The sequence below is a fragment of the Methylobacterium sp. NEAU K genome, assembly GCF_030700285.1.
Taxonomy (GTDB): Bacteria; Pseudomonadota; Alphaproteobacteria; order Rhizobiales; family Beijerinckiaceae; genus Methylobacterium.
Window position 1 is genome coordinate 128,203 of record NZ_JAUYZJ010000002.1, and the last position, 21,585, is coordinate 149,787.

The 21,585-nt window shown below is 68.2% G+C and carries 17 protein-coding genes; 14 read left to right on the top strand and 3 right to left on the bottom strand.

Features of this window, described 5'->3' with window-relative positions; translation table 11 throughout:
• Nucleotides 1-65 precede the first annotated feature (65 nt).
• The 3 genes from Q8W67_RS02285 (at nt 66) to Q8W67_RS02295 (ending at nt 3,011) form a co-directional block, all read left to right on the top strand.
• Nucleotides 66-263 carry a hypothetical protein gene (locus Q8W67_RS02285; protein WP_305540078.1) on the top strand — a complete coding sequence of 66 codons (198 nt, stop codon included), beginning with the start codon at nt 66-68 and terminating at the stop codon, nt 261-263.
• A 4-nt stretch (nt 264-267) separates the two neighbouring features.
• Nucleotides 268-1,473: a lytic murein transglycosylase gene (locus Q8W67_RS02290; RefSeq protein ID WP_305540081.1), complete on the top strand. Its 1,206-nt coding sequence runs from the start codon at nt 268-270 to the stop codon at nt 1,471-1,473.
• 98 nt (nt 1,474-1,571) lie between these two features.
• Nucleotides 1,572-3,011, top strand: a complete 1,440-nt coding sequence (locus tag Q8W67_RS02295; protein ID WP_305540084.1) for a DUF459 domain-containing protein — start codon at nt 1,572-1,574, stop codon at nt 3,009-3,011.
• Nucleotides 3,012-3,042: 31 nt separating this feature from the next.
• Here the strand turns inward: Q8W67_RS02295 and Q8W67_RS02300 are convergent, their stop codons facing one another.
• Together Q8W67_RS02300 and gltB are read right to left on the bottom strand one after the other, a co-directional pair.
• On the bottom strand, nt 3,043-4,476 hold the full coding sequence (locus Q8W67_RS02300; RefSeq protein ID WP_305540087.1) for a glutamate synthase subunit beta: 1,434 nt from the start codon (nt 4,474-4,476) through the stop codon (nt 3,043-3,045).
• A gap of 101 nt (nt 4,477-4,577) precedes the next feature.
• Nucleotides 4,578-9,293: a glutamate synthase large subunit gene (gltB, locus tag Q8W67_RS02305; protein WP_305540090.1), complete on the bottom strand. Its 4,716-nt coding sequence runs from the start codon at nt 9,291-9,293 to the stop codon at nt 4,578-4,580.
• Between the two features lie 542 nt (nt 9,294-9,835).
• Between gltB and Q8W67_RS02310 the strand changes: the two genes are divergently transcribed.
• Nucleotides 9,836-10,711 carry a hypothetical protein gene (locus Q8W67_RS02310; protein WP_305540093.1) on the top strand — a complete coding sequence of 292 codons (876 nt, stop codon included), beginning with the start codon at nt 9,836-9,838 and terminating at the stop codon, nt 10,709-10,711.
• A gap of 2 nt (nt 10,712-10,713) precedes the next feature.
• Here the strand turns inward: Q8W67_RS02310 and fdhD are convergent, their stop codons facing one another.
• Nucleotides 10,714-11,556 carry a formate dehydrogenase accessory sulfurtransferase FdhD gene (fdhD, locus tag Q8W67_RS02315; RefSeq protein ID WP_305540096.1) on the bottom strand — a complete coding sequence of 281 codons (843 nt, stop codon included), beginning with the start codon at nt 11,554-11,556 and terminating at the stop codon, nt 10,714-10,716.
• 291 nt (nt 11,557-11,847) lie between these two features.
• Here fdhD and coxB point away from each other — a divergent pair, with 291 nt between their 5' ends.
• From coxB to Q8W67_RS02365, 10 genes are all read left to right on the top strand, one after another.
• Entirely contained in the window at nt 11,848-12,687 is an 840-nt protein-coding gene (coxB, locus tag Q8W67_RS02320; protein ID WP_305540099.1) for a cytochrome c oxidase subunit II, read from the top strand.
• A gap of 50 nt (nt 12,688-12,737) precedes the next feature.
• Nucleotides 12,738-14,366 (top strand): cytochrome c oxidase subunit I, encoded by a 1,629-nt coding sequence (gene ctaD, locus Q8W67_RS02325; protein ID WP_305540101.1) that lies wholly within the window; start codon nt 12,738-12,740, stop codon nt 14,364-14,366.
• Nucleotides 14,367-14,568: 202 nt separating this feature from the next.
• A complete protein-coding gene (locus tag Q8W67_RS02330) occupies nt 14,569-15,522 on the top strand; it encodes a heme o synthase (RefSeq protein ID WP_305540104.1) in 954 nt (317 codons plus the stop codon).
• Nucleotides 15,523-15,527: 5 nt separating this feature from the next.
• On the top strand, nt 15,528-15,692 hold the full coding sequence (locus Q8W67_RS02335; RefSeq protein WP_305540107.1) for a hypothetical protein: 165 nt from the start codon (nt 15,528-15,530) through the stop codon (nt 15,690-15,692).
• Nucleotides 15,693-15,702: 10 nt separating this feature from the next.
• Entirely contained in the window at nt 15,703-16,314 is a 612-nt protein-coding gene (locus Q8W67_RS02340) for a cytochrome c oxidase assembly protein (protein ID WP_305540109.1), read from the top strand.
• Nucleotides 16,315-16,455: 141 nt separating this feature from the next.
• Nucleotides 16,456-17,316, top strand: a complete 861-nt coding sequence (locus tag Q8W67_RS02345) for a cytochrome c oxidase subunit 3 (protein ID WP_305540112.1) — start codon at nt 16,456-16,458, stop codon at nt 17,314-17,316.
• A gap of 116 nt (nt 17,317-17,432) precedes the next feature.
• Nucleotides 17,433-17,840: a DUF983 domain-containing protein gene (locus tag Q8W67_RS02350; protein WP_370693798.1), complete on the top strand. Its 408-nt coding sequence runs from the start codon at nt 17,433-17,435 to the stop codon at nt 17,838-17,840.
• A complete protein-coding gene (locus Q8W67_RS02355) occupies nt 17,837-18,601 on the top strand; it encodes an SURF1 family protein (protein WP_305540118.1) in 765 nt (254 codons plus the stop codon). Before Q8W67_RS02350 ends, Q8W67_RS02355 begins: the two co-directional genes overlap by 4 nt.
• A gap of 211 nt (nt 18,602-18,812) precedes the next feature.
• A complete protein-coding gene (gene sfnG, locus Q8W67_RS02360; protein ID WP_305540120.1) occupies nt 18,813-19,928 on the top strand; it encodes a dimethylsulfone monooxygenase SfnG in 1,116 nt (371 codons plus the stop codon).
• Between the two features lie 44 nt (nt 19,929-19,972).
• Nucleotides 19,973-21,229, top strand: a complete 1,257-nt coding sequence (locus Q8W67_RS02365; protein ID WP_305540124.1) for an SfnB family sulfur acquisition oxidoreductase — start codon at nt 19,973-19,975, stop codon at nt 21,227-21,229.
• Nucleotides 21,230-21,585 lie beyond the last annotated feature (356 nt).

Here is a 21,585-nt window from a genome sequence, read left to right on the forward strand (position 1 = left end):
CACAGGCACCCTCGGAATGGCTTCGGAGCGAACGGCATGCCGGTTCTGGTGACGGGGGGCTTGTGGTGATCGAGGTGGTCAAGCGGATCTCGGATTGCGACTTCGCGGTGCGCCTTTACCCGATCCGGGCCGGCAACTCGGCCCGGATCGTGGCCGAGGCGAGCCGCATCCGGGCGCCGCTCGGCTGGAAGCCCCGCCTCGACGCCATCGTCGCTCAGGCCCTCGCCTGGGAGGACAAGCTCGCAACCCGCAACAGGATCTGACGCGATGGTGTCCCGCAGGGCGATCCTCGCGTCCGCTGTCGGCTTGCTCCCAGCCGTATCGCGGGCCGCGCAGACGCCCGGGACGGACGGCGCGTTCCAGGCGTTCATCGCCGCCCTGCGTCCCGATGCGGCAGCCCGGGGCGTATCGGCGGAGACCTTCGATGCGGCGTTCCGCGGCATCACGACGCCCGATGCCAGCGTCCTGGCCAGAACCCGTCGACAGGGCGAGTTCGTGCGGCCGGTCTGGGACTACCTCGTCGGGACCGTCTCCGCGGGACGGATCGCCCGCGGGCGCGCCCGCGCGGTGGCACTCACGCAGACGTTGAAGGCGATCGAGGCCCGCTACGGGGTACCGGAACCGATCGTCCTGGCGTTCTGGGGGATCGAATCGGACTTCGGCGCGAGCGCCGGGGGCATCCCGACGATTCGGGCGCTGGCGACCCTCGCGGCGGCCCGGCACCGAGGGACCTTGTTCCGTGACGAGCTTCTCGCCGCCCTGACGATCCTGCAGCGCGGCGACATCGCGGCGAACCGCATGAGCGGCAGCTGGGCGGGTGCCATGGGCCAGGTGCAGTTCCTGCCCTCCACCTACCTGGCACATGCTGTCGATTTCGACGGGGACGGGCGGAGGGACATCTGGCTCAGCGACGCGGATTCCATTGCCTCCATCGCGTCGTACCTGAAAGATCTCGGCTGGGATCCGGCGCTGTCCTGGGGCTATGAGGTGCGCCTGCCCGGGGATTTCGATCTGGCGCGCTATTCCGGCGACCTCGCGGAATTCGCGGAACGCGGCTTGCGCCGCGCGGATGGCAAGCCGTTCCCCGCACGGGGGCGCGCCAGCCTGTTCCTGCCCGGCGGCCTGGGTGCCCCGGCCTTCCTGATCACCGACAATTTCGAGGTGATCCGTGGCTACAACACCTCGGATTCCTACGCGCTGGCGGTGGGGCATCTCGCCGACCGGCTGGGTGGCGGTCCCAGCCTCGCGGCACCCTGGCCCACGGCAGCGCGCCTCGACGGGTCGGGACTGCGGGCACTCCAGACGGGCCTCGCGGCAGCCGGCTTCTACGACGGGCCCACCGACGGCCGCGCAGGGCCGAAACTGCGCGACGCGGTGCGTCGCTATCAGGTCAGCGCGGGCCTACCGGCCGACGGCTACGCGACACCGGCGCTTCTGGCCCAAATCGAAGGGCGATCCATGCCCCGGCGGTGAGGATTCTCGCGACCCGGAGGGCCGGTTTAGACGTTGGTGCCGCGCTCCCTTATATTGCGCCTGTTCCGACCGGGCTCCGGTCGGCGTAGGAATGCGTGATGCACATGAGAGTCGCTGTCTGGCATCGCACGACCCGCCCGGGCCTCCTTGGGCTGGCGGCGATGCTCTGCCTGGCGGGCTCGTGCTTGCTCTACGGTGCACCCGCCAGGGCGCAATGGGGCGACAGCTACCAGCAATCCGGAAACGGCACCAATTACGAGGCGCCCCCGCGCCGGCGTTCGCGCGATGCCTATTACCGGGACGACGGCACCTATGGTCGCCAGCCCCGCTACGCGCCGCCCCAGGAGGCGCCGCGGCAATTCTACTGGCCTTGGGAGGATAGGCCTCAGCCGGTCGCTCCTGCTCCGGAGCGAACCTACCGGGCGCCGCGCCCGCGCAGCAATTACGGGACCGCCGAGACACAGCGGCCCGCGCCCGCCGTGAAGCGCCACGCGAGACCCGCCCGGGCTCCGGCACCGCCGAAGCCCACCATCGCCAAGACCGCCCCGAACGTTCAGATCGCGGTATTCGGCGATTCGCTGGCGGACCACCTCGCTCGCGGCCTCGACGATGTCTTCGAGGACAATGCCGACGTGGCCGTGGTCGACCGGGCCAAGGGCGATAGCGGCCTCGTCCGCAAAGACGTGATCGACTGGGCCAAGACGGCCGAGGATTATCTGCAGGGCAATCCGAAGGTCCGCTATGCGCTGGTCATGCTCGGCGTGAACGACCGGCAGCCGATCCGGGAGGGCGACGAAACGGTCGATCCGCTCACCGATCGCTGGCGGTCCCTGTACCGGGCCCGGGTCGACGCCCTTGTGAAGGTGTTCGCCGACCGCAAGGTGCCGCTGGTCTGGGTCGGCCTGCCGCCGGTGCAGAGCGAGGCGCTGAGCCGGGACCTTGCCAGCATCAACGACCTCGTCCGGGACAGCGTGACGAAGGCCGGCGCGACCTATGTCGACATCTGGCCGGGCTTCGTGGACGACCGCGACCGCTACGCCGCTTCGGGTCCGGATCCCGAGGGTCAGATGGCTAAGCTCCGCACGTCCGACGGCATCCACTTCACGAAGGCGGGCGACCGCAAGCTGGCGCATTTCGCCGATGTCGAGCTGAAGCGTCTGATGGGCACGGCCGCGCCTGCGCTGCCGGAGCAGCCCCCCACAGCGACCCTGGGGCCCGCGACGCCCCCTTCGACATCCGGTCCGAGCCTCGATGGCTCCGGGCAGCAGCCCACCGACACGGCGGCGATCGACCGCCAGATCACCGCGATGCTGCCGAGCCTGCCGGAACCGCCGGGTGTCCCGGCGCTGCCGGTAAAGCCCGCGGCCGGACCGGTCGTGCCGCTGATCCGCGCCGAGGTCTCGCCGGGTGGAACGCTGCTGAGCGCCCGGCCGCGCGATTCCGACAACCTCGGCACGGTGGAGCGGACGCTGGTGCGCGGCAACGCGCCGCTGCCACAGCCCGGCCGCGCCGACGATTTCCGCTGGCCGCCAGGCTGAGGGCGGGCGGCCCGCGCGGTCCGGTAAACCGCTATCGCGGCAGCACGCTCGCGCCCATCAACGCCTCATCGATGGCGCGGGCCGCCTGCCGGCCCTCGCGGATCGCCCAGACAACCAGGGACTGGCCCCGGCGCATGTCGCCCGCCGCCCAGATCTGTGCATCGGAGGTGCGGTAATCCTCCTCGTTCGCTTCGACATTGCCGCGCTTGCTGACGCTGACGCCGGACTGATCGAGCAGGCCGCTCTGGATCGACCCGGCGAAGCCGATCGCCATGAAGACGAGGTCGGCGGGCAGCACGAACTCGCTGCCGGGGATCGGCTGGCGCTTGGCGTCGACCCGGGCGCAGACCACGCCGGTCAAGCGACCCTTCTTGTTGCCCTCCAGCCGCAGGGTCGCGGCCTGGAACTCGCGCTCGGCGCCCTCGGCCTGGCTGGACGAGGTCCGCATCTTGGTCGGCCAGTAGGGCCATACCGTCAGCTTGTCCTCGCGCTCGGGCGGGCGGGGGCGGATGTCGAGCTGCGTTACCGAGAGGGCGCCCTGGCGGAAGGCGGTGCCGACACAGTCGGACGCGGTGTCGCCGCCGCCGATCACCACGACGTTCTTGCCCGAGGCGAGGATCGGCGCTTCGCCGTTGCCTCGCATCGGCTCGGCCGCGACGCGGCGGTTCGACTGGACGAGGTAAGGCATCGCGTAGTGCACGCCCTCAAGGTCCTGCCCGGGAAGCTGAGGATTGCGCGGGTCCTCGGCGCCGCCGCAGAACATCACGGCATCGAACTCGGCCTTCAGCTCGTCCACCGGCTTGGTCACGCCGATGTTCTGGTTGTAGTGGAACACCACGCCCTCGGCCTCCATCTGCCGCACCCGGCGATCGATGTGGCGCTTCTCCATCTTGAAGTCGGGGATGCCGTAGCGGAGCAGGCCGCCGGCCTTCGGCTCGCGCTCGAACACATGAACATCGTGGCCGACCCGGGCGAGCTGCTGTGCCGCCGCCATGCCGGCCGGCCCGGAGCCGACGATCGCCACGCGCTTGCCGGTGCGCACCGAAGCCGGCTCAGGCTTGATCCAGCCCATGTTCCAGGCGCGGTCGGCGATCGCCTGCTCGATCGTCTTGATGGCGACCGGCTGGTTCTCGAGGTTCAGCGTGCACGCCTCCTCGCAGGGCGCTGGGCAGATTCGGCCGGTGAATTCGGGGAAGTTGTTGGTCGAATGGAGGTTGCGCGAGGCCTCCTCCCAATCCGACTGGAACACGAGGTCGTTCCAGTCCGGGATCTGGTTGTGGACCGGGCAGCCGGTCGGGCCGTGGCAGAATGGGATGCCGCAATCCATGCAGCGGGCCGCCTGCTTGGTCAGGTCGTGCTCGTCGAGCGGCAGGGTGAACTCGCGGAAGTGCCGCACGCGGTCGGCTGCGAGCTGGTACTTCTGCTCCTGCCGGTCGAACTCGAGGAAACCCGTGATCTTGCCCATCGATCAACCCTTGAGGCCTGCAGATCGACCGATCCTGCCGCCTATTGAACCGTCACCCCCAGATCTGCGCCCGTATCGGTCGGGCGCCGATCCTCGGAACATCACTCCGCCGCCACCGGCATCCGCGCCATCTCCATCTCACGCAGCGCGCGGCGGTACTCCACCGGCATTACCTTGACGAACTTGGTGCGGAAGCCCGCCCAGTCGTCGAGGATCTGCTTGGCCCGCGGGCTGCCCGTGTATTTGAGATGGTTGGTGATGAGCTGGCTGAGGCGCTCCTCGTCGTGGCCGGACATGTCGGCCAGGATATCGACGCGCCCCTTCGTCTCCAGGTCGCCGTCCTGGTGGAAGCGGCGCATCAGGTCGTCCTCCTCCTCGACCGGTTCGAGATCGACCATCGACAGGTTGCAGCGTGCCGAGAATGACCCGTCCTCATCGAGGACGTAGGCGATGCCGCCCGACATGCCGGCCGCGAAGTTGCGCCCGGTCTCGCCGATCGAGACCACGACGCCGCCGGTCATGTACTCGCAGCCATGGTCGCCCATGCCCTCGACCACGGTGATCGCGCCGGAGTTGCGCACCGCGAAGCGCTCGCCCGCCGATCCGCGGATGTAGCACTCGCCGGCGATCGCCCCGTACAGAACGGTGTTGCCGACCATGATGGTCCGGTCCGGGGGCGACCGCAGCGCGTCGCTCGGCCGGATGATCAACTTGCCGCCCGAGAGGCCCTTGCCGACGTAGTCGTTGCCGTGCCCGGTCAGCTCGATGGTCACGCCGGCCGCCACCCAGGCGCCGAAGCTCTGGCCGGCGGTGCCCGAAAGCTTCACCACGATGGTGTCGTCGGGCAGCCCCTCGTGCCCGTGCGCCTTGGCGACCATGCCGGACAGCATGGCCCCCGCGGCGCGGTCCGAGTTCCGGATCGTGTCGGTGACGACCACCGGCTCGCCGGTCTCGATGGCGTGCTTGGCCTGCTCGATCAGGCGCCGGTCGAGGACCGTGTCGATCGGGTGGTGCTGCTTCTCCACGTGGCGGATGGCCGTGCCCTCGGCCACCTTCGGACGGTGGAACAGCTTCGTGAAGTCGAGCCCGCGCGCCTTCCAGTGGGCGATGGCCTCGACCTTGTCGAGCAGGTCGGAGCGGCCGACCGCTTCTTCCAGCTTGGTGAAGCCGAGGGATGCCAGGATCTCACGCACCTCTTCGGCCACGAAGAAGAAGTAGTTTACCACGTGCTCGGGCGTGCCTTTGAAGCGCTTGCGCAGCACTGGATCCTGCGTGGCGACGCCCACCGGGCAGGTATTCAGGTGGCACTTGCGCATCATGATGCAGCCGGCCGCGATCAGGGGCGCCGTGGAGAAGCCCATCTGGTCGGCGCCGAGCAGCGCGGCGACCATCACGTCGCGCCCGGTGCGGATGCCGCCGTCGGCCTGGAGGGCGACGCGCCCGCGCAGGCCGTTGAGCACCAGCGTCTGCTGGGTCTCGGCAAGGCCGGTCTCCCAGGGGCCGCCGGCATGCTTGAGCGAGGTGAGCGGCGCCGCCCCGGTGCCGCCGTCGAAGCCCGAGATGGTGATGTGGTCGGCCCGCGCTTTGGCGACGCCCGCCGCCACCGTGCCGACGCCGACTTCGGAGACGAGCTTGACCGACACGTCCGCGGACGGATTCACGTTCTTCAGGTCGAAGATCAGCTGGGCCAGATCCTCGATCGAGTAGATGTCGTGGTGCGGCGGCGGCGAGATCAGGCCGACGCCCGGGGTGGCGTAGCGGACCTTGGCGATCTTGGCGTCGACCTTGTGGCCGGGCAGCTGGCCGCCCTCGCCGGGCTTGGCACCCTGCGCGACCTTGATCTGCATCATGTCGGAATTGACGAGGTATTCCGTCGTCACACCGAAGCGGCCGGAGGCGACCTGCTTGATCGACGAGCGGCGCGAGCGCCCGTCCGGCAGTGGCTTGAACCGCTCGACCTCCTCGCCGCCCTCGCCCGAATTCGAGCGCCCGCCGAACGAGTTCAGCGCGATGGCGAGCGTCTCGTGGGCCTCCTTGGAGATCGATCCGTAGGACATCGCCCCCGTGGCGAAGCGCTTGACGATCTCGGCCGCCGGCTCGACCGAGTCGATCGGCACCGGCGCGCGGCCGATCTCCGACGCCGCCTTGATGCGGAACAGCCCGCGCAGGGTCTTGAGATGGTGCTCCTGCCGGTTCACCAGCGCGGCGAATTCGCGGTAGCGCTCGGGTATGTTGAGACGCACCGCATGCTGGAGCGTCGCGACCGTGTCGGGCGTCCAGGTATGTGTCTCGCCGCGCAGCCGGTAGGCGTATTCGCCGCCCACATCGAGGGCGTTGCGGTAGATCGGCGCGTCCCCGAAGGCGTCGCGGTGACGGCGCACCGTCTCCTCCGCCACCTCGGCCATGCCGACACCTTCGATGGTCGTCGCTGTCCCGAAGAAATCGCGGCTCACGAAGGTCGAGTTCAGGCCGACCGCATCGAAGATCTGCGCGCCACAATAGGACTGATAAGTCGAGATGCCCATCTTGGACATGACCTTGAGCAGGCCCTTATCGATCGCCTTGATGTAGCGATAGATGATCTCGTCGTCCGTGAGGTCCGGCGGGAACTCGTCCTTCATCGCCAGAAGCGTCTCGAAGGCGAGATAGGGATTCACCGCCTCGGCGCCATAGCCGGCGAGGCACGCGAAATGGTGAACCTCGCGCGGTTCACCCGACTCGACCACGAGGCCGACCGAGGTGCGCAGCCCCTTGCGGATGAGGTAATTGTGCACGGCCGCCGTGGCCAGCAGGGCCGGGATCGGGATCCGGTCCGGGCCCACGGCGCGGTCGGTCAGCACGATGATGTTGTAGCCGCCGCGCACCGCTGCCTCGGCCCGGTCGCAGAGCCGATCGACGGCCCCGTTCATGGCCTGTGCGCCCATCTCGGCCGGGTAGGTCATGTCCAGCGTCTTGGTGTCGAACCGGTCCTCGAAATGACCGATCGACCGGATCTTCTCCAGGTCGCCGTTCGTCAGGATCGGCTGGCGGACCTCCAGGCGCTTACGCCGGGACGCGCCCTCCATGTCGAGCAGGTTCGGCCGCGGCCCGATGAACGAGACGAGGCTCATCACCGCCTCTTCCCGGATCGGGTCGATCGGCGGATTGGTGACCTGCGCGAAGTTCTGCTTGAAATAGGTGTAGAGCAGCTTCGACTTGTCGGAGAGCGCCGAGAGCGGCGTGTCCGTTCCCATCGAGCCGACCGCCTCCTGGCCGGTGACGGCCATGGGCTGCATCAGCAGCTTTAGGTCCTCCTGGGTGTAGCCGAAGGCCTGCTGGCGATCGAGCAGGCTCACATCCGAGCGGCTCTCGCGCGCCACGACGGGCTTGAGGTCCTCCAGCACGATCTGGGTGTTCTTGACCCACTCGGCATAGGGGTGGGCGGCGGCGAGTTCGCCCTTGATCTCCTCGTCGGAGACGATCCGGCCCCTCTGCAGGTCGATCAACAGCATCCGGCCCGGCTGGAGGCGCCAGGACTGGACGATCTTCTCGTCCGGAATCGGCAGCGTGCCCATCTCGGAGGCGAGAACCACGAGCCCGTCATCGGTGACGATGTAGCGGGCCGGGCGCAGGCCGTTGCGGTCGAGGGTGGCGCCGATCTGGCGGCCATCCGTGAACGCCACCGCCGCCGGACCGTCCCACGGCTCCATCAGGGCGGCGTGGTACTCGTAGAAGGCGCGCCGCTCCTCGCCCATCAGCGGGTTGCCGGCCCAGGCCTCCGGGATCAGCATCATCATCGCGTGCGCGAGCGGATAGCCGCCCTGCACGAGGAACTCGAGGGCGTTGTCGAAGCACGCGGTGTCTGACTGGCCCTCGTAGGAAATCGGCCAGAGCTTCGAGATGTCGTTGCCGAACAGGTCCGAATCGACGCTGGCCTGCCGCGCCGCCATCCAGTTGACGTTGCCGCGCAGGGTGTTGATCTCGCCGTTATGGGCGACCATCCGGTAGGGGTGCGAGAGCCGCCAGGTCGGGAACGTGTTGGTCGCGAAGCGCTGGTGGACCAGCGCGATGGCCGACACGAAGCGCTCGTCCTGCAGGTCGAGGAAGTAGCCGCCGAGCTGGGTGACCAGCACCATGCCCTTGTAGACGATGGTCCGGGTCGACACCGAGACGGGATAGAACTCCTTCACCCGCGGGTCGTCGAGGCCGTAGACCGTGTTGGAGATCACCTTGCGGGCGACATACACGCGCCGCTCGAACGTATCCTGGTCGGCCACCGAAGCGGGCCGGCCGATGAAGACCTGCCGGTGATGCGGCTCGGTGGCCTTCACGGCCACGCCCAGGTCCTCCGGGTCGACCGGCACATCGCGCCAGCCGAGCAGCGGAAGGCCCTCGGCCGCGAGGACCGATTCGACGATCTCCTGGATGATCGCCCTGGGCTCCTCCGCTTTGGGCATGAACAACTGGGCAATCGCGTATTGCCCGGCCGGCGGCAGTTCGAACCCGAGCCGCGAGCATTCCTCGGCGAAGAAGCCGTGCGGAATCTGCGTAAGGATGCCGCAGCCGTCGCCCATCTTCGGGTCGGCGCCGACCGCGCCGCGGTGATCCAGATTCTCGAGAATCTTCAGGCCCTGCTGGACGATGGCGTGGGTCCGCCGGTCGTGCATATCGGCGATGAACCCGACGCCGCAGGCGTCGCGCTCATGGGCCGGATCGTAGGCGCCCTGGGCTTTCGGCAGCGCGGGATCACGAACCGTGAGCGGCCACGTGCCGCCGCGCGGAGCGGCAGCCTGGAACTCGGAAGCAGCAAACTCTTCGGCGGGTCCGCGCTGTGCCATGCTTCGTCTCGTCCTTCTCTCGATCCCCTCCGCCGCCGGCAAGCACGCGAGCATGTTCTGTGCCCGCGAGCCGTCGCCGCCCGGCGCCCCGACCCGATGTCGCAGGCGGTCCGGCCGGTCCCCATGAGAGGACGCGTCCGCCGACCTTCGTTCATCGAGAACCCGGACCGCTCAAGGAGCGGTGCGCTGGCGCGGTCGCGACCGTCTGCCGGATTTCTCGCCCGCACGCGAGACGGCGACGGCCGGCATGCACGGCCGATGGGACAGTTGTGCTGTCCTAAGTCGCGAAATTGCCAGATTGAAACGGTTTCAGCAAGGGATCGCCAGGGCTGCAGGCGCGGCGTCTTCGACGCGGGCGACGCGCGTGAGGACGAGACCCTCCGCAATCTCGCCCGAATCGGGCTGTCTACCGCCGGGGCCGAGCACAAGCGGCATGCGGGGCAACGACCTCGCCGGCATGGTCGAGGTCCGGGCGAACCGGCCCGGACCATGCCGGAACCGGATACTCTGCCGGGTCTCCAAAACGGGAACGCACCAGAGTGATGTTTCACAGCAGAACGGCTGCCCGCACACGACTCGCGACGACGCGCGCCCTCTGCGCCGTTCTCCTGTCCGCAGGCGCCACGTTGGGTCTGTGCCACGCCGCCAGCGCGCAATTCGCCTTTGACGAGGAGATCCTTCCGCCGCGCGTCATCGCGTGGCGCCTCGCCGATCGCGGCTTCAGCGGCCTGAGTCGCCCCCGCTTCGACGGGCGGGTCTACGTGGTCGACGCGGTGAGCCCGGCCGGCGTGCCTGTCCGGCTGTTCGTCGACCCGGCGGCGGGCGCCATCGTCGGCCGGCAGCGGCTCGGCGCGCCCGAGACCTATGCCAGGCTCGAACGGCCCGGTCCCGGATTAGGCTGGACCGAGGAGGATGCCGGACCGCGGCACGTCCTGCGGCCCCTGCCGCCCGAGGATGGCCCGGGTGCGCGCCCCCAGCACCGTCCGTCCGGGGATGCCCTGCGTCCGGAGGCCAGCCCCGATGGACTGAACCCGGACAGCCATGTCCGGCCTGCGGCACCACGTAAGGTCGCGCGCGCGGTCGCACCCGCCCCCCGTCAGCCTGTGCTGAAGCCGGCGCTCCGCACTGTCCCTGCGGCGCCCGCCCCGACGGTCGCCCCCGTGGAGGCGACTAAGCCCGAAGACAGGGATTCGAAGCCGGAGACCAAATCCGCCGCCATCGACAAGGTGGCGCCGGCGAGCCCGGCCCCAGCCAACACCGCGCCGGTCAAGCCGGCGGAGGGCACCGTCGCAGAGGCGGCCAAACCGCCGGCACCGGACTGGAAGGACCCGCCGGTGGACAGGAAACCCGTGCGCGTCATCGGCGGCGCCACGATTGTCCCGGGCACGTCCGAGAAGGAGCCGGCCGCGGCGCAGTAGCGCTACGGCGCCGGAAACAGCCGCTCAGCGCCGTTGAAGACGGTCAGCGTATCTGAGCGCGCGATGGCGCAGAGCGTCATTCCGTGCGTCCGGGCGCGATCCAGCGCCAGAGAGGTCGGGGCCGAGATCGCGACGATCACGGCCGCGCCCAGCCGGGCGGCCTTCTCCACCATCTCGAACGAGCAGCGGCTGGTGATCACCAGGAAGCCCTCGTCCGGGGACGTCCCGGCCCGCAACAGGGCGCCGATCAGCTTGTCCAGGGCGTTGTGGCGCCCGACATCCTCCCGCACGGCGACGAGGGAGCCGTCCAGCCGGGCCCAGGCCGCCGCATGCACCGCCCGGGTCTCGGCCCCCAGCACCTGCGCAGCGTCGAGGCCGGCGAGAGCGCGCGCGATCGCCGGGAGCGCGACCCGCACCTCCGACGCCTCCTGCATCTGCGCCCGCGGCAAGTCCGCCAGGTCCTCGATGCCGCACACGCCGCAGCCCGTGCGGCCGCTGATCGCACGCTTACGGGCGAGGTGCTCCCGGAGGCGGCCGGGCGCCAGCTCCACGTGGAGCCGCAGCCCGTCCGGGCCGGCCTCGACCCGCGTGGCACGGATCTCGTCGGCAGACTCGACGATCCCTTCCGTGAGGCTGAAGCCGTAGGCAAAGTCTTCGAGATCGGCGGGCGTCGCCATCATCACGGCATGCGGAACACTGCCGTAGACGAGGTTGACCGGCGCCTCGACGGCGAGCGCCCGCGTGTCCGACCGCGACTCCTCCGCCGCGTAGGCGACGACCTGCATGGGGACGCGGATCGTGCAGGGCGGCAGCCCGGGGGGGCGATCCTCAGGTATGGTCGACATCCACAGCTCCGATGGGGGACGCGAACGTATCCGCGTCTGCCTCCGCGCGGCAACGGCCGGAACGTTCGCAAAACCAGGTGCCGACGCGCCACGAAAGCCCGGGAACTGGCCGGAAAGCGCGCTGTGCGACGCTTGTGCGGTTGCACCAGATCCGTCCTTGTGATCTGAAGCCGCGACCGAAGAGCCGCCGGATGACACAATCGGCGGTCCGTCACGTCGGTACCATTCCCCGCGCAATCAAGACGGGAAGGGCCGGCGGGAAAGCAAACCACGGGGAGCCACGAGAGGCAGATGCGGACGGTGCGGACGATCACCCGATCACCCTGGAGCGTCGCCGCCCTCGGCGCCGTGCTCGCCCCGACATCCCAGGCGATGGCCGGCGGCTTCGGCCAGCCGGTTCCCTGGGAGATGAGCCGGCAGGTTCCGGTCACCGAGAACGCGCGCGACATCCTCAACTTCGAGATCGGCCTTCATTGGCTCTCGCTCGGGATTTCGCTGTTCGTGCTGGGGCTGATCCTGTGGTGCATCTTCCGCTTCAGCGAGAAGCGTAACCCGACCGCGTCGCGCACGACCCACAACACCGCGATCGAGATCGCCTGGACGATCGTGCCGGTGCTCATCCTGGTGGCCGTGGCGATCCCCTCGTTCCGGCTGCTGCGCACGCAGCTGTCGGACCCGAAGGCCGATATGATGGTCAAGGTCATCGGCCACGCGTGGTACTGGTCGTACGAGTACCCGCAGACGGAGACCGGTGGCGGCTTCACCTTCGACGCCAACATCGACGAGGACAAGCAGCCGCGCCTGCTGCAGACCGACAACGAGATGGTCGTTCCGGTCGGCAAGATCGTGAAGATCCAGGTCACCGCCGCCGACGTCCTGCATTCCTGGGCGATGCCGGCCTTCGGCTTCAAGATCGATGCCGTCCCGGGCCGCCTGAACCAGATGTGGTTCAAGGCCGAGAAGGAGGGCACATTCCATGGTCAGTGCTCCGAACTCTGCGGCCAGCGTCACGCCTACATGCCGATCGTCGTGCGCGTGGTCAGCGAGCAGGCCTATGCCGACTGGCTGAAGGAGGCGAAGACCAAGTACGCCCGCATCGACAACGGCACGAGCTTCGCCGAGGCGCGCTGAGCCCCGGCTGACCGAACAGAACCCGTCAGATCCACAAGGCACCCGAATCCATGGCTACAGCCGCAGCCCATGCCGAGGCCCACGAGGTCCACGACCACAAACCGTCGTTCTTCGCCCGGTGGTTCCTGTCGACGAACCACAAGGACATCGGAACGCTCTACCTGCTGTTCGCCTTCTGCGCCGGCATGATCGGCGCGTTCCTCTCCTTCGGCATCCGGATGGAGATGGAGCAGCCCGGACTGCAGTACTTCTCGAACCCCGCGACCTACAACGTGTTCGTCACGGGCCACGGCCTCATCATGGTGTTCTTCATGGTGATGCCGGCACTGATCGGCGGCTTCGGCAACTGGTTCGTGCCCCTCATGATCGGCGCGCCCGACATGGCGTTCCCGCGCATGAACAACATCTCGTTCTGGCTGACGGTGGCAGGCTTCTGCTCCCTGCTCTGCTCGCTGTTCGTCGAGGGTGCGCCCGGCGCGTCTGGCGCAGGCACCGGCTGGACCGTCTACCCGCCGCTGTCGACCGCCGGCCATCCCGGTCCGGCCGTCGACTTCGCGATCTTCGCCCTGCACCTGTCCGGCGCGGGCTCGATCCTCGGCGCGATCAATTTCATCACCACGATCCTGAACATGCGCGCCCCGGGCATGACGCTGCACAAGATGCCGCTTTTCGCCTGGGCCGAGCTGGTGACCGCCTTCCTGCTCCTGCTGTCGCTGCCGGTGCTCGCGGGCGCCATCACGATGCTGCTCACCGACCGTAACTTCGGCACGACCTTTTTCGACCCGGCCGGCGGCGGCGACCCGATCCTGTACCAGCACCTGTTCTGGTTCTTCGGCCACCCCGAAGTCTACATCATGATCCTGCCGGCCTTCGGCATCGTCTCGCACATCATCGCCACGTTCTCGCGCAAGCCGGTCTTCGGCTATCTCGCGATGGCCTACGCGATGGTGGCGATCGGCGTCGTCGGCTTCGTCGTGTGGGCTCACCACATGTACACGGTCGGCCTTTCGCTGCAGACGCAGTCGTACTTCGTGTTCGCCACCATGGTGATCGCGGTTCCGACCGGCGTGAAGATCTTCTCGTGGATCGCCACGATGTGGGGCGGCTCGATCCGCTTCACCGCGGCGATGCACTGGGCGGTGGGCTTCATCTTCCTGTTCACCGTCGGCGGCGTCACCGGCGTCGTGCTGGCGAACTCCGCGGTCGACAAGTACCTGCACGACACCTACTACGTCGTCGCGCACTTCCACTACGTGCTCTCGCTCGGCGCGGTGTTCATCATCTTCGCCGGCGTGTACTACTGGTTCCCGAAGATGACCGGGCACATCATTCCGGAATGGGCGGGCAAGCTCCATTTCTGGCTGGCCTTCATCGGTGCCAACGTCCTGTTCTTCCCGATGCACTTCCTCGGGCTGGCCGGGATGCCGCGCCGCTACGCCGATTACCCGGACGCCTTCGCCGCCTGGCACAAGGTCTCGACCTACGGCGGCCACATCTTCGGCCTCAGCATGTTCGTCTTCGTGATCGGCGTGGTTCTGGCCTTCCGCTCGAAGGAGCGGGCCGCCGACAACCCGTGGGGCGAGGGTGCAACCACCCTGGAATGGACTCTCCCTTCCCCGCCTCCGTTCCACCAGTTCGAGACCCTGCCCCGCATCGTCGACGAGCCGGGCGCTCACTGAGACACTACCGGCGAGGGCTGCATCTGCGGCCCTCGCCCTTCCCCGGAGGCCGCGATCCGACCTCCCGGCAAGGGCGAGCGAGACGGACGATCCGCACAGGCCGAGCGACCCGCTCGCGCCCACCCTTGGAACTAGTCGATCTCAAGATACGACTCGGCCGTGACGCGCGTGGCCGGGCGCCGGCAATGTAGCGGCAGACGCGATGACGAGCCTGACGAACAGCATCGGCCCGGACGTTCCGGCCCCGGCGGCCTTCACGGCCGTCGGTGGCGACGTCCCGGACTATTTCGCCCTGCTCAAGCCGCGGGTGATGGTCCTGGTCATCTTCACCGCGCTGGTCGGGATGGTGGTCTCGCAAGGGCATGTGCAGCCGGCGATCGGTGTCATCTCGCTGCTCGCGATCGCGGTCGGTGCCGGCGCCTCCGGATGCCTCAACATGTGGTGGGACTCGGATATCGACGCCGTGATGGTCCGGACGGCAAAGCGTCCGATACCGGCCGGCCGGGTGTCGTCCGAAGAGGCCCTCGGTTTCGGGCTGTTCCTGTCGGTCGCGTCCGTACTGGTTCTGGGGCTGGCTGCGAACTGGCTGGCCGCCGCGCTGCTCGGCTTCACGATCGTATTCTACGCGGTGATCTACTCGATGTGGCTGAAGCGGGCGACCGCGCAGAACATCGTGATTGGCGGCGCCGCAGGGGCGCTGCCACCGGTGATCGGCCAGGCGGTGGTCTCCGGCTCGGTGGGGATCGAATCCCTCGTCCTGTTCGCGATCATCTTCATCTGGACACCGCCGCACTTCTGGGCGCTGGCCTTGATCAAGGCCGATGAATATGCGCGCGCCGGCATCCCGATGATGCCCAACGTCGCCGGTCCTGCCTCCACCCGCAGGCAGATCGTATGGTACTCGGTGCTCCTGGCGCCGCTCGGTCTCGTACCCGTAGTTCTTGACTTCGGTGGCCTGCTCTACGCGGTGGTCGGCCTCATCGGTGGCCTCGGCATGGTCGCCTTCAGCATCCGCGTGCTTCGCAACCGCGAGGGCGACGCGGAGAAGCGGGCAGCCATGGGTATGTTCGGCTTCTCGATCCTCTACCTCTTCGCGTTGTTCTCTGCGCTGCTCGCCGAACAGAGCTTCGGCCTGTTCCGGCCTGTGCTGGGCTGACCGCCATGCCGGATCCAGACATCCAGTATCGGCCGCTCACGCCCGCCGAAGAGGCGCGCCGCCGGAAGCGCTCCGTGGCGATCGCCCTGGCACTCGGCGCATGGGTTCTGCTGTTCTTCGTGCTGACGATCGTCAAGCTCGGGCCGCAGATCCTCAGCCGGCCGCTCTGAGGCGCACGCGATGACCGCATCCCGCCCTGTTCCAAGCCGCGGCGCCAGACGGACCGCCATCGCCTGCGCCGGACTGGCCATCGGCATGGTCGGCCTGGCCTTCGCGTCGGTGCCGCTCTACGACGCTTTCTGCAAGGCCACCGGCTACGACGGCACGCCCCGGCAGGGTCCTGCTCTGGCCGCCGCGGCGGCCCGGGCCGACGACAGCATGGTGGTGCATTTCGACACCAACGTCGCGCCCGGTCTCGCCTGGAAGTTTGCCCCGGAGGCGAGCAGCGTCGAGGCGAAGCTCGGTGAGACCAAGACGGTGTTCTTCCGGGTCCAGAATACCGGCACCAAGCCGTCCACGGGCGTGGCGACCTTCAACGTTCAGCCTGGTCTGATGGGAAGCTACTTCGTCAAGATCGCCTGCTTCTGCTTCAACGAGCAGACGCTCCAGCCGGGCGAGACGCTTGACGTGCCGGTGGTATTCTATGTCGACCCGGCCGTTCGGGACGATTCGAACACCGCGCATCTCTCGGAGATGACGCTATCCTATACGTATTTCGCCTCGAAGAACGGCCAGCCGGTGACCGCTGCTGTGGCCACCAAGGGTGGGCCGGGGGCGAAGCGCGATTTCTGATCGCGGGCGCGTGACAATACCGGGCTGCACCGACTAGATGTGCGGACAAGCTTAGGCGCGGGGGTTTGCTGCGCCTGGCCAAGAGCGACAGGCCGGATGCCGGGAACGGCGCGGGGTGTGAGGGTGAGGAGCGACGGGACGATGGCCGAGGCGCACGCCAAGAATCACGATTTTCACATCCTGAACCCGAGTCCGTGGCCGCTGATCGGAGCCTTCTCGGGCTTCCTGATGGCCTTCGGTGCCGTGTTCTGGATGAAGAGCCTCCAGATCGGCACCCTGTCGCCGGGACCCTACATCTTCGGCCTCGGCGCGGTGGGCGTGCTGTACACCATGTTTTCCTGGTGGAAGGACGTGGCGCACGAGGCCAATTCCGGCGATCACACCCGCGTCGTCCAACTCCATCACCGCTACGGCATGATGATGTTCATCGCCTCAGAGGTGATGTTCTTCGTCGCTTGGTTCTGGGCCTATTTCGAGGCCGCCCTCTACACCGCAGATCCGATCCAGGCCTCCCGCGTGGAGTTCACCGGCGGCGTCTGGCCGCCCAAGGGAATCGAAGCCTTCGATCCGTGGCACCTGCCCCTGCTCAACACGCTGATCCTTCTGACCTCGGGAACCACCGTCACCTGGGCGCACCACGCCCTCCTGCACGGCGACCGTAAGGGGCTGAAGTACGGCCTGTGGCTGACGATCATCCTGGGCGTCCTGTTCACCGCCTGCCAAGCCTACGAGTACAGCCACGCCGAGTTCGGCTTCTCTGGCAGCATCTACTCGTCGACCTTTTTCATGGCCACGGGCTTCCACGGGGCCCACGTCATCATCGGCACGATCTTCCTGGCAGTCTGCCTGTTCCGCGCCTATGCGGGCCAGTTCACCCCGCGCCAGCACCTCGGCTTCGAATTCGCCGCCTGGTACTGGCACTTCGTCGATGTCGTGTGGCTGTTCCTGTTCGCGGCGATCTACGTGTGGGGCTCGGGCGCCTTCCACGGCGCAGCGCACTGACGGCCTGCGCTGCCGCTGCATGGCGGGTCTGTAACGAGGGCGGCTTCGGCCGCCCTTTTTCGTGCCCGGTCCGGCGCGGGACACCATATCCTGCACGCGGCCGGGGCGTTGCGCGAATGTGGCTCCCCGGGCCGGTCTGGAGTGTGCACGTGGACCAACGAACCTATTCGCCACCGCCGCCGATCCCCACGGGTCTGCGCGGCCGGTGTCCGCGTTGCGGCGAGGGCCACCTGTTCAAGGGTTACCTGACGCTGCGCCCGTCCTGCGAGGCCTGCGGCCTCGACTATGCGAACTTCGATTCGGCCGACGGGCCGGCGTTCTTCGTGATGTCGATCGTCGGGCTGATCGTGGTCGGCCTCGCCCTGTGGCTCGAGGTTACCTACGAGCCGCCGATCTGGGTGCACGCCCTCGTCGCGGGGACGCTGTCGGTCGGCCTGAGCCTGATGCTGGTCCGGCCGCTCAAGGGCATGCTGATTGCCCTCCAGTACAGCAACAAGGCCGAGCAGGGGCGCTTCGAACAGTGAGCGTTGCCGATCCGCGTGCGGCCGCGTGGCGGGATCTCATCGCGCCGGCTCTTGCCACCCTGATCGCCCTCGCGATCCTCTTGGGACTCGGAATCTGGCAGATCGAGCGCAAGGCCTGGAAGGAAGACCTGATCGACCGCATCGTGCGGCAGACCAAGGCCGAGCCGGTGGCGCCGCCTGCGCCCGACGCGTGGGATGCCGGGCGCGACGAGTTCCGCCACGTCCGCGTCTCCGGACGCTTCCTCAACGACCGCGAGACTCTGGTCCACGGCCTTGCTGCGGGCGAGACGCCGGGTCGCGCGCTCCAGGGCTACTACGTCATCACGCCGCTGCTTCGCGAGGACGGCGGCACGGCGCTGATCAATCGCGGCTTCGTGCCGACGGAACTGAAGGAACAATCCGATCGCCGGGACGGGTTGATCGAGGGCCCGACCACGGTCACCGGCGTTCTCCGTGCCAGCGAGGCCCGCGGGATGTTCGTGCCGGAGCCGGACCCGGCGCGGGGCGAATGGTTCAACCGCGATGTCGCCGGCATCGCGGCGGCCCGCGGGATCACCGATGCTGCCCCCTACCTGATCGAGTCCGACGCGGTGCCGGGCCAGACCACGTGGCCGCGCGGCGGCCAGCTGAAGGTCGATCTGCCGAACAACCACCTGCAATACGCCTTCACGTGGTTCGCCCTCGCCGCTTGCCTGATCGGCGTATTCGGCGTGTTCGCCTACCGACGCCTGTACGATTCGGACGGGACCGGTGCGCCTTAGAACGAAGCCGCGCCGGGTGTGCGGCCTCACGGAAGAATACCGCCTGACCAGCCTGTAAAACGGCAATGCATTCCTTTGACCGACAGCGATCCCGCCGGAATATTTTGCGTGTTCCTGAGCGGTCGCCCTTGTCTGCATCGTGTATTCAGTTTGCGGCGATCATTCGAAGATGACGCGGAGCAACGGCTCCGTTCGATTGAGGGTGCGCGCCATGACCGTGCGGTTCGCCGAAGAAACGTCGCCTAATCCGATTCGCTTCGCGTACTGGGTGCCCAACGTCTCGGGTGGCCTCGTGATCAGCAAAATTCCGCAGCGCACGAGCTGGGACGCCGACTACAACCGACGCCTCGCGCAGGTCGCTGAGGAAGCCGGCTTCGATTATGCGCTGACGCAGATCCGTTTCACCGCGGGTTACGGCGCCGAGTACCAGCACGAATCGGTCGCCTTCAGCCACGCGCTGCTCGCCGCGACCTCCCGGCTCAAGGTCATCGCGGCGATCCTGCCCGGGCCCTGGAACCCGACGCTGGCGGCCAAGCAGATCGCCACGATTTCGCAGCTCACCGGGGGCCGCATCGCCGTCAACATCGTCTCGGGCTGGTTCTCCGGCGAGTTCCGGGCGATCGGGGAACCCTGGCTCGACCATGATGAGCGCTACCGGCGCTCAGAAGAGTTCATCCGCAGCCTCCGGGGGATCTGGACGCAGGACAACTTCACCTTCCGGGGCGATTTCTACCGCTACAGCGACTACACCCTGAAGCCGAAGCCGGCCGAACCGCTGCCGGAGATCTTCCAGGGCGGCTCGTCCCGGGCGGCGCGCGACATGGCGGCCCGCGTCTCCGATTGGTACTTCACGAACGGCGACACGCCCGAGAACATCCGCGCGCAGGTCGACGATATCCGCGCCAAAGCGCCCGAGAGCGGCAACCGGCCGCGGATCGGCGTCAACGCCTTCGTGATCGCGCGGGACACGGAGGAAGAGGCTCGCGCGGTCCTCCAGGACATCATCGACCACGCCGATCCGGACGCCGTGAAGGCTTTTGGCCACGAGGTGAAGAACGCCGGCAAAGCGTCCCCGGAGGGCGAGGGCAATTGGGCGAGGTCGAGCTTCAACGACCTCGTCCAGTACAACGACGGCTTCAAGACCGATCTGATTGGCACACCGGAGCAGATCGCCGAGCGGATCCTGGCGCTCAAGGATGCCGGCGCGGATCTCGCGCTGCTGGCGTTCCTGCACGTCCAGGAGGAGGTCGCGTATTTCGGCGCCGAGGTGATTCCGCGGGTCCGCGCCTTGGAGGCCGCGCGCGAGAAGCGTGCTGTGGCGGCCTGACCGGCGCCACCCGACCGAGATCCTCGACCCTTCCGGAGTGAGCCATGAACATCGCCGTCGATGCGCGTACCTTCGAGACCCCGCAACCGCGGGGAGTTCCCGGCCCCGACCGGCCGCCCTCCCCGGCTCGCGTGATCCGCGACGATACCGAGGCCCTCGACGTGGCGCGCCGGCTGGCCGTCGAATTCCGTGCCGGCGCCTCGGAGCGCGACCGGAGCCATGCCCGGCCTCTGAAGGAACTCGACGCCTTCTCCCAGAACGGCCTGTGGTCGATCAACATCCCCCGGGCCTATGGCGGCGCGGAGGTCTCCTATCGGACCCTCGCACGGGTGATCGCGATCATCTCGGCGGCCGATCCGGCGATCGGGCAGATCGCCCAGAATCACCTCGGCATCGTGGCGGCGATCCGGACCGTATCGGATGAGCCGCAGAAGCGGTTCCTGTTCGGGGAGGTCCTGCGCGGCACCCGGTTTGGCAACGCGTTCTCCGAACGGGGGACCAAGCGCGCGGCCGATTTCGAGACGCGGTTCACCGATCACGGCGACCACGTGCTGGTGCGCGGACAGAAGTTCTACGCGACGGGGGCGCTCCTCGCCCATCTCGTACCGATCGTCGCCCTCGATGCCGAAGGGCGCGCCTGGTACGCGATCGCCGAGCGGGACGCGCCGGGGCTGACGGTGATCGACGACTGGTCCAGCTTCGGCCAGCGCGGCACCGCGAGCGGCACGGTGCTGATCGAGGACGTCCGGGTGGAGAAGACCCACCTCGTTCCGGCCTGGAAGGGCTACGAGCAGACCCGCTCGGACGGCGCCGTGTTCCAGATCATCCAGGCAGCCATCGATGCCGGCATCGGCCGCGAGGCCCTCGACGACACGATCCGGTTCGTGCGCGAGAAGTCGAGGCCCTGGATCGACAGTGGACTGGAACGGGCTTCCGACGATCCCTACACGATCCAGGCGATCGGCGACCTGACCCTCCGCCAGCATGCGGCCGAAGCGCTGCTGGACCGGGCCGGCCTCGCCCTCGACGAGGCGATCACGCACCCGAGCGCGGAGAACGTTGCGGCAGCGCAGCTCGCTGTGGCCGAGGCGAAGGTGCTGACCACCGAAGTCGCGCTTGCGGCGGCCAACAAGCTGTTCGAGCTGTCGGGCACCCGCTCCACCCTGGCGGCCGAGAATCTCGACCGGCACTGGCGCAATGCCCGCACGCACACCCTGCACGACCCGGTGCGCTGGAAATACGCCATCATCGGCAATCACGCGCTGAACGGGGTCGCCCCGCCCTTCCACGCCTGGAGCTGAGCGGGGACGAGAGGCTTTCCCGCGATGGCTCGATCGCCGGTCAGGCCCCGCCCCCGCGTGGCCGCCCTTTGGTATTGCCACTTCGACCCGGGCAAGCCGCGACGCGCCACCTCACCCCGAGCGGGAGAGCGTGAAGTCGGAGAAGTCGCCGGAGCGGTCCGGTCCCGCTTTTGGCAGCCTGCGGGATCCACGCATCGGGATCAGGATCGTCCGCGTCAGCACGTGAGGCCCCGCAAGAAGGGGCGCCAAGTCTCCCTTCTCCTACTGCGCGGGAAGGGCGACGTGTATGTCCAGCCGACGGTCTGACGCGCCCGCACGGTGCGTTCGCCCAGCCCGTCACCGACATGTGGATCCGT

What these genes read in the sequence shown, in the direction of transcription:
- Q8W67_RS02290 (WP_305540081.1), top strand. Translation starts at nt 268, where the DNA reads ATGGTGTCCCGCAGGGCGATCCTCGCGTCCGCTGTCGGCTTGCTCCCA.
- Q8W67_RS02295 (WP_305540084.1), top strand. Translation starts at nt 1,572, where the DNA reads ATGCACATGAGAGTCGCTGTCTGGCATCGCACGACCCGCCCGGGCCTC.
- Q8W67_RS02300 (WP_305540087.1), bottom strand. Translation starts at nt 4,476, where the DNA reads ATGGGCAAGATCACGGGTTTCCTCGAGTTCGACCGGCAGGAGCAGAAG.
- gltB (WP_305540090.1), bottom strand. Translation starts at nt 9,293, where the DNA reads ATGGCACAGCGCGGACCCGCCGAAGAGTTTGCTGCTTCCGAGTTCCAG.
- Q8W67_RS02310 (WP_305540093.1), top strand. Translation starts at nt 9,836, where the DNA reads ATGTTTCACAGCAGAACGGCTGCCCGCACACGACTCGCGACGACGCGC.
- fdhD (WP_305540096.1), bottom strand. Translation starts at nt 11,556, where the DNA reads ATGTCGACCATACCTGAGGATCGCCCCCCCGGGCTGCCGCCCTGCACG.
- coxB (WP_305540099.1), top strand. Translation starts at nt 11,848, where the DNA reads ATGCGGACGGTGCGGACGATCACCCGATCACCCTGGAGCGTCGCCGCC.
- ctaD (WP_305540101.1), top strand. Translation starts at nt 12,738, where the DNA reads ATGGCTACAGCCGCAGCCCATGCCGAGGCCCACGAGGTCCACGACCAC.
- Q8W67_RS02330 (WP_305540104.1), top strand. Translation starts at nt 14,569, where the DNA reads ATGACGAGCCTGACGAACAGCATCGGCCCGGACGTTCCGGCCCCGGCG.
- Q8W67_RS02335 (WP_305540107.1), top strand. Translation starts at nt 15,528, where the DNA reads ATGCCGGATCCAGACATCCAGTATCGGCCGCTCACGCCCGCCGAAGAG.
- Q8W67_RS02340 (WP_305540109.1), top strand. Translation starts at nt 15,703, where the DNA reads ATGACCGCATCCCGCCCTGTTCCAAGCCGCGGCGCCAGACGGACCGCC.
- Q8W67_RS02345 (WP_305540112.1), top strand. Translation starts at nt 16,456, where the DNA reads ATGGCCGAGGCGCACGCCAAGAATCACGATTTTCACATCCTGAACCCG.
- Q8W67_RS02350 (WP_370693798.1), top strand. Translation starts at nt 17,433, where the DNA reads ATGTGGCTCCCCGGGCCGGTCTGGAGTGTGCACGTGGACCAACGAACC.
- sfnG (WP_305540120.1), top strand. Translation starts at nt 18,813, where the DNA reads ATGACCGTGCGGTTCGCCGAAGAAACGTCGCCTAATCCGATTCGCTTC.
- Q8W67_RS02365 (WP_305540124.1), top strand. Translation starts at nt 19,973, where the DNA reads ATGAACATCGCCGTCGATGCGCGTACCTTCGAGACCCCGCAACCGCGG.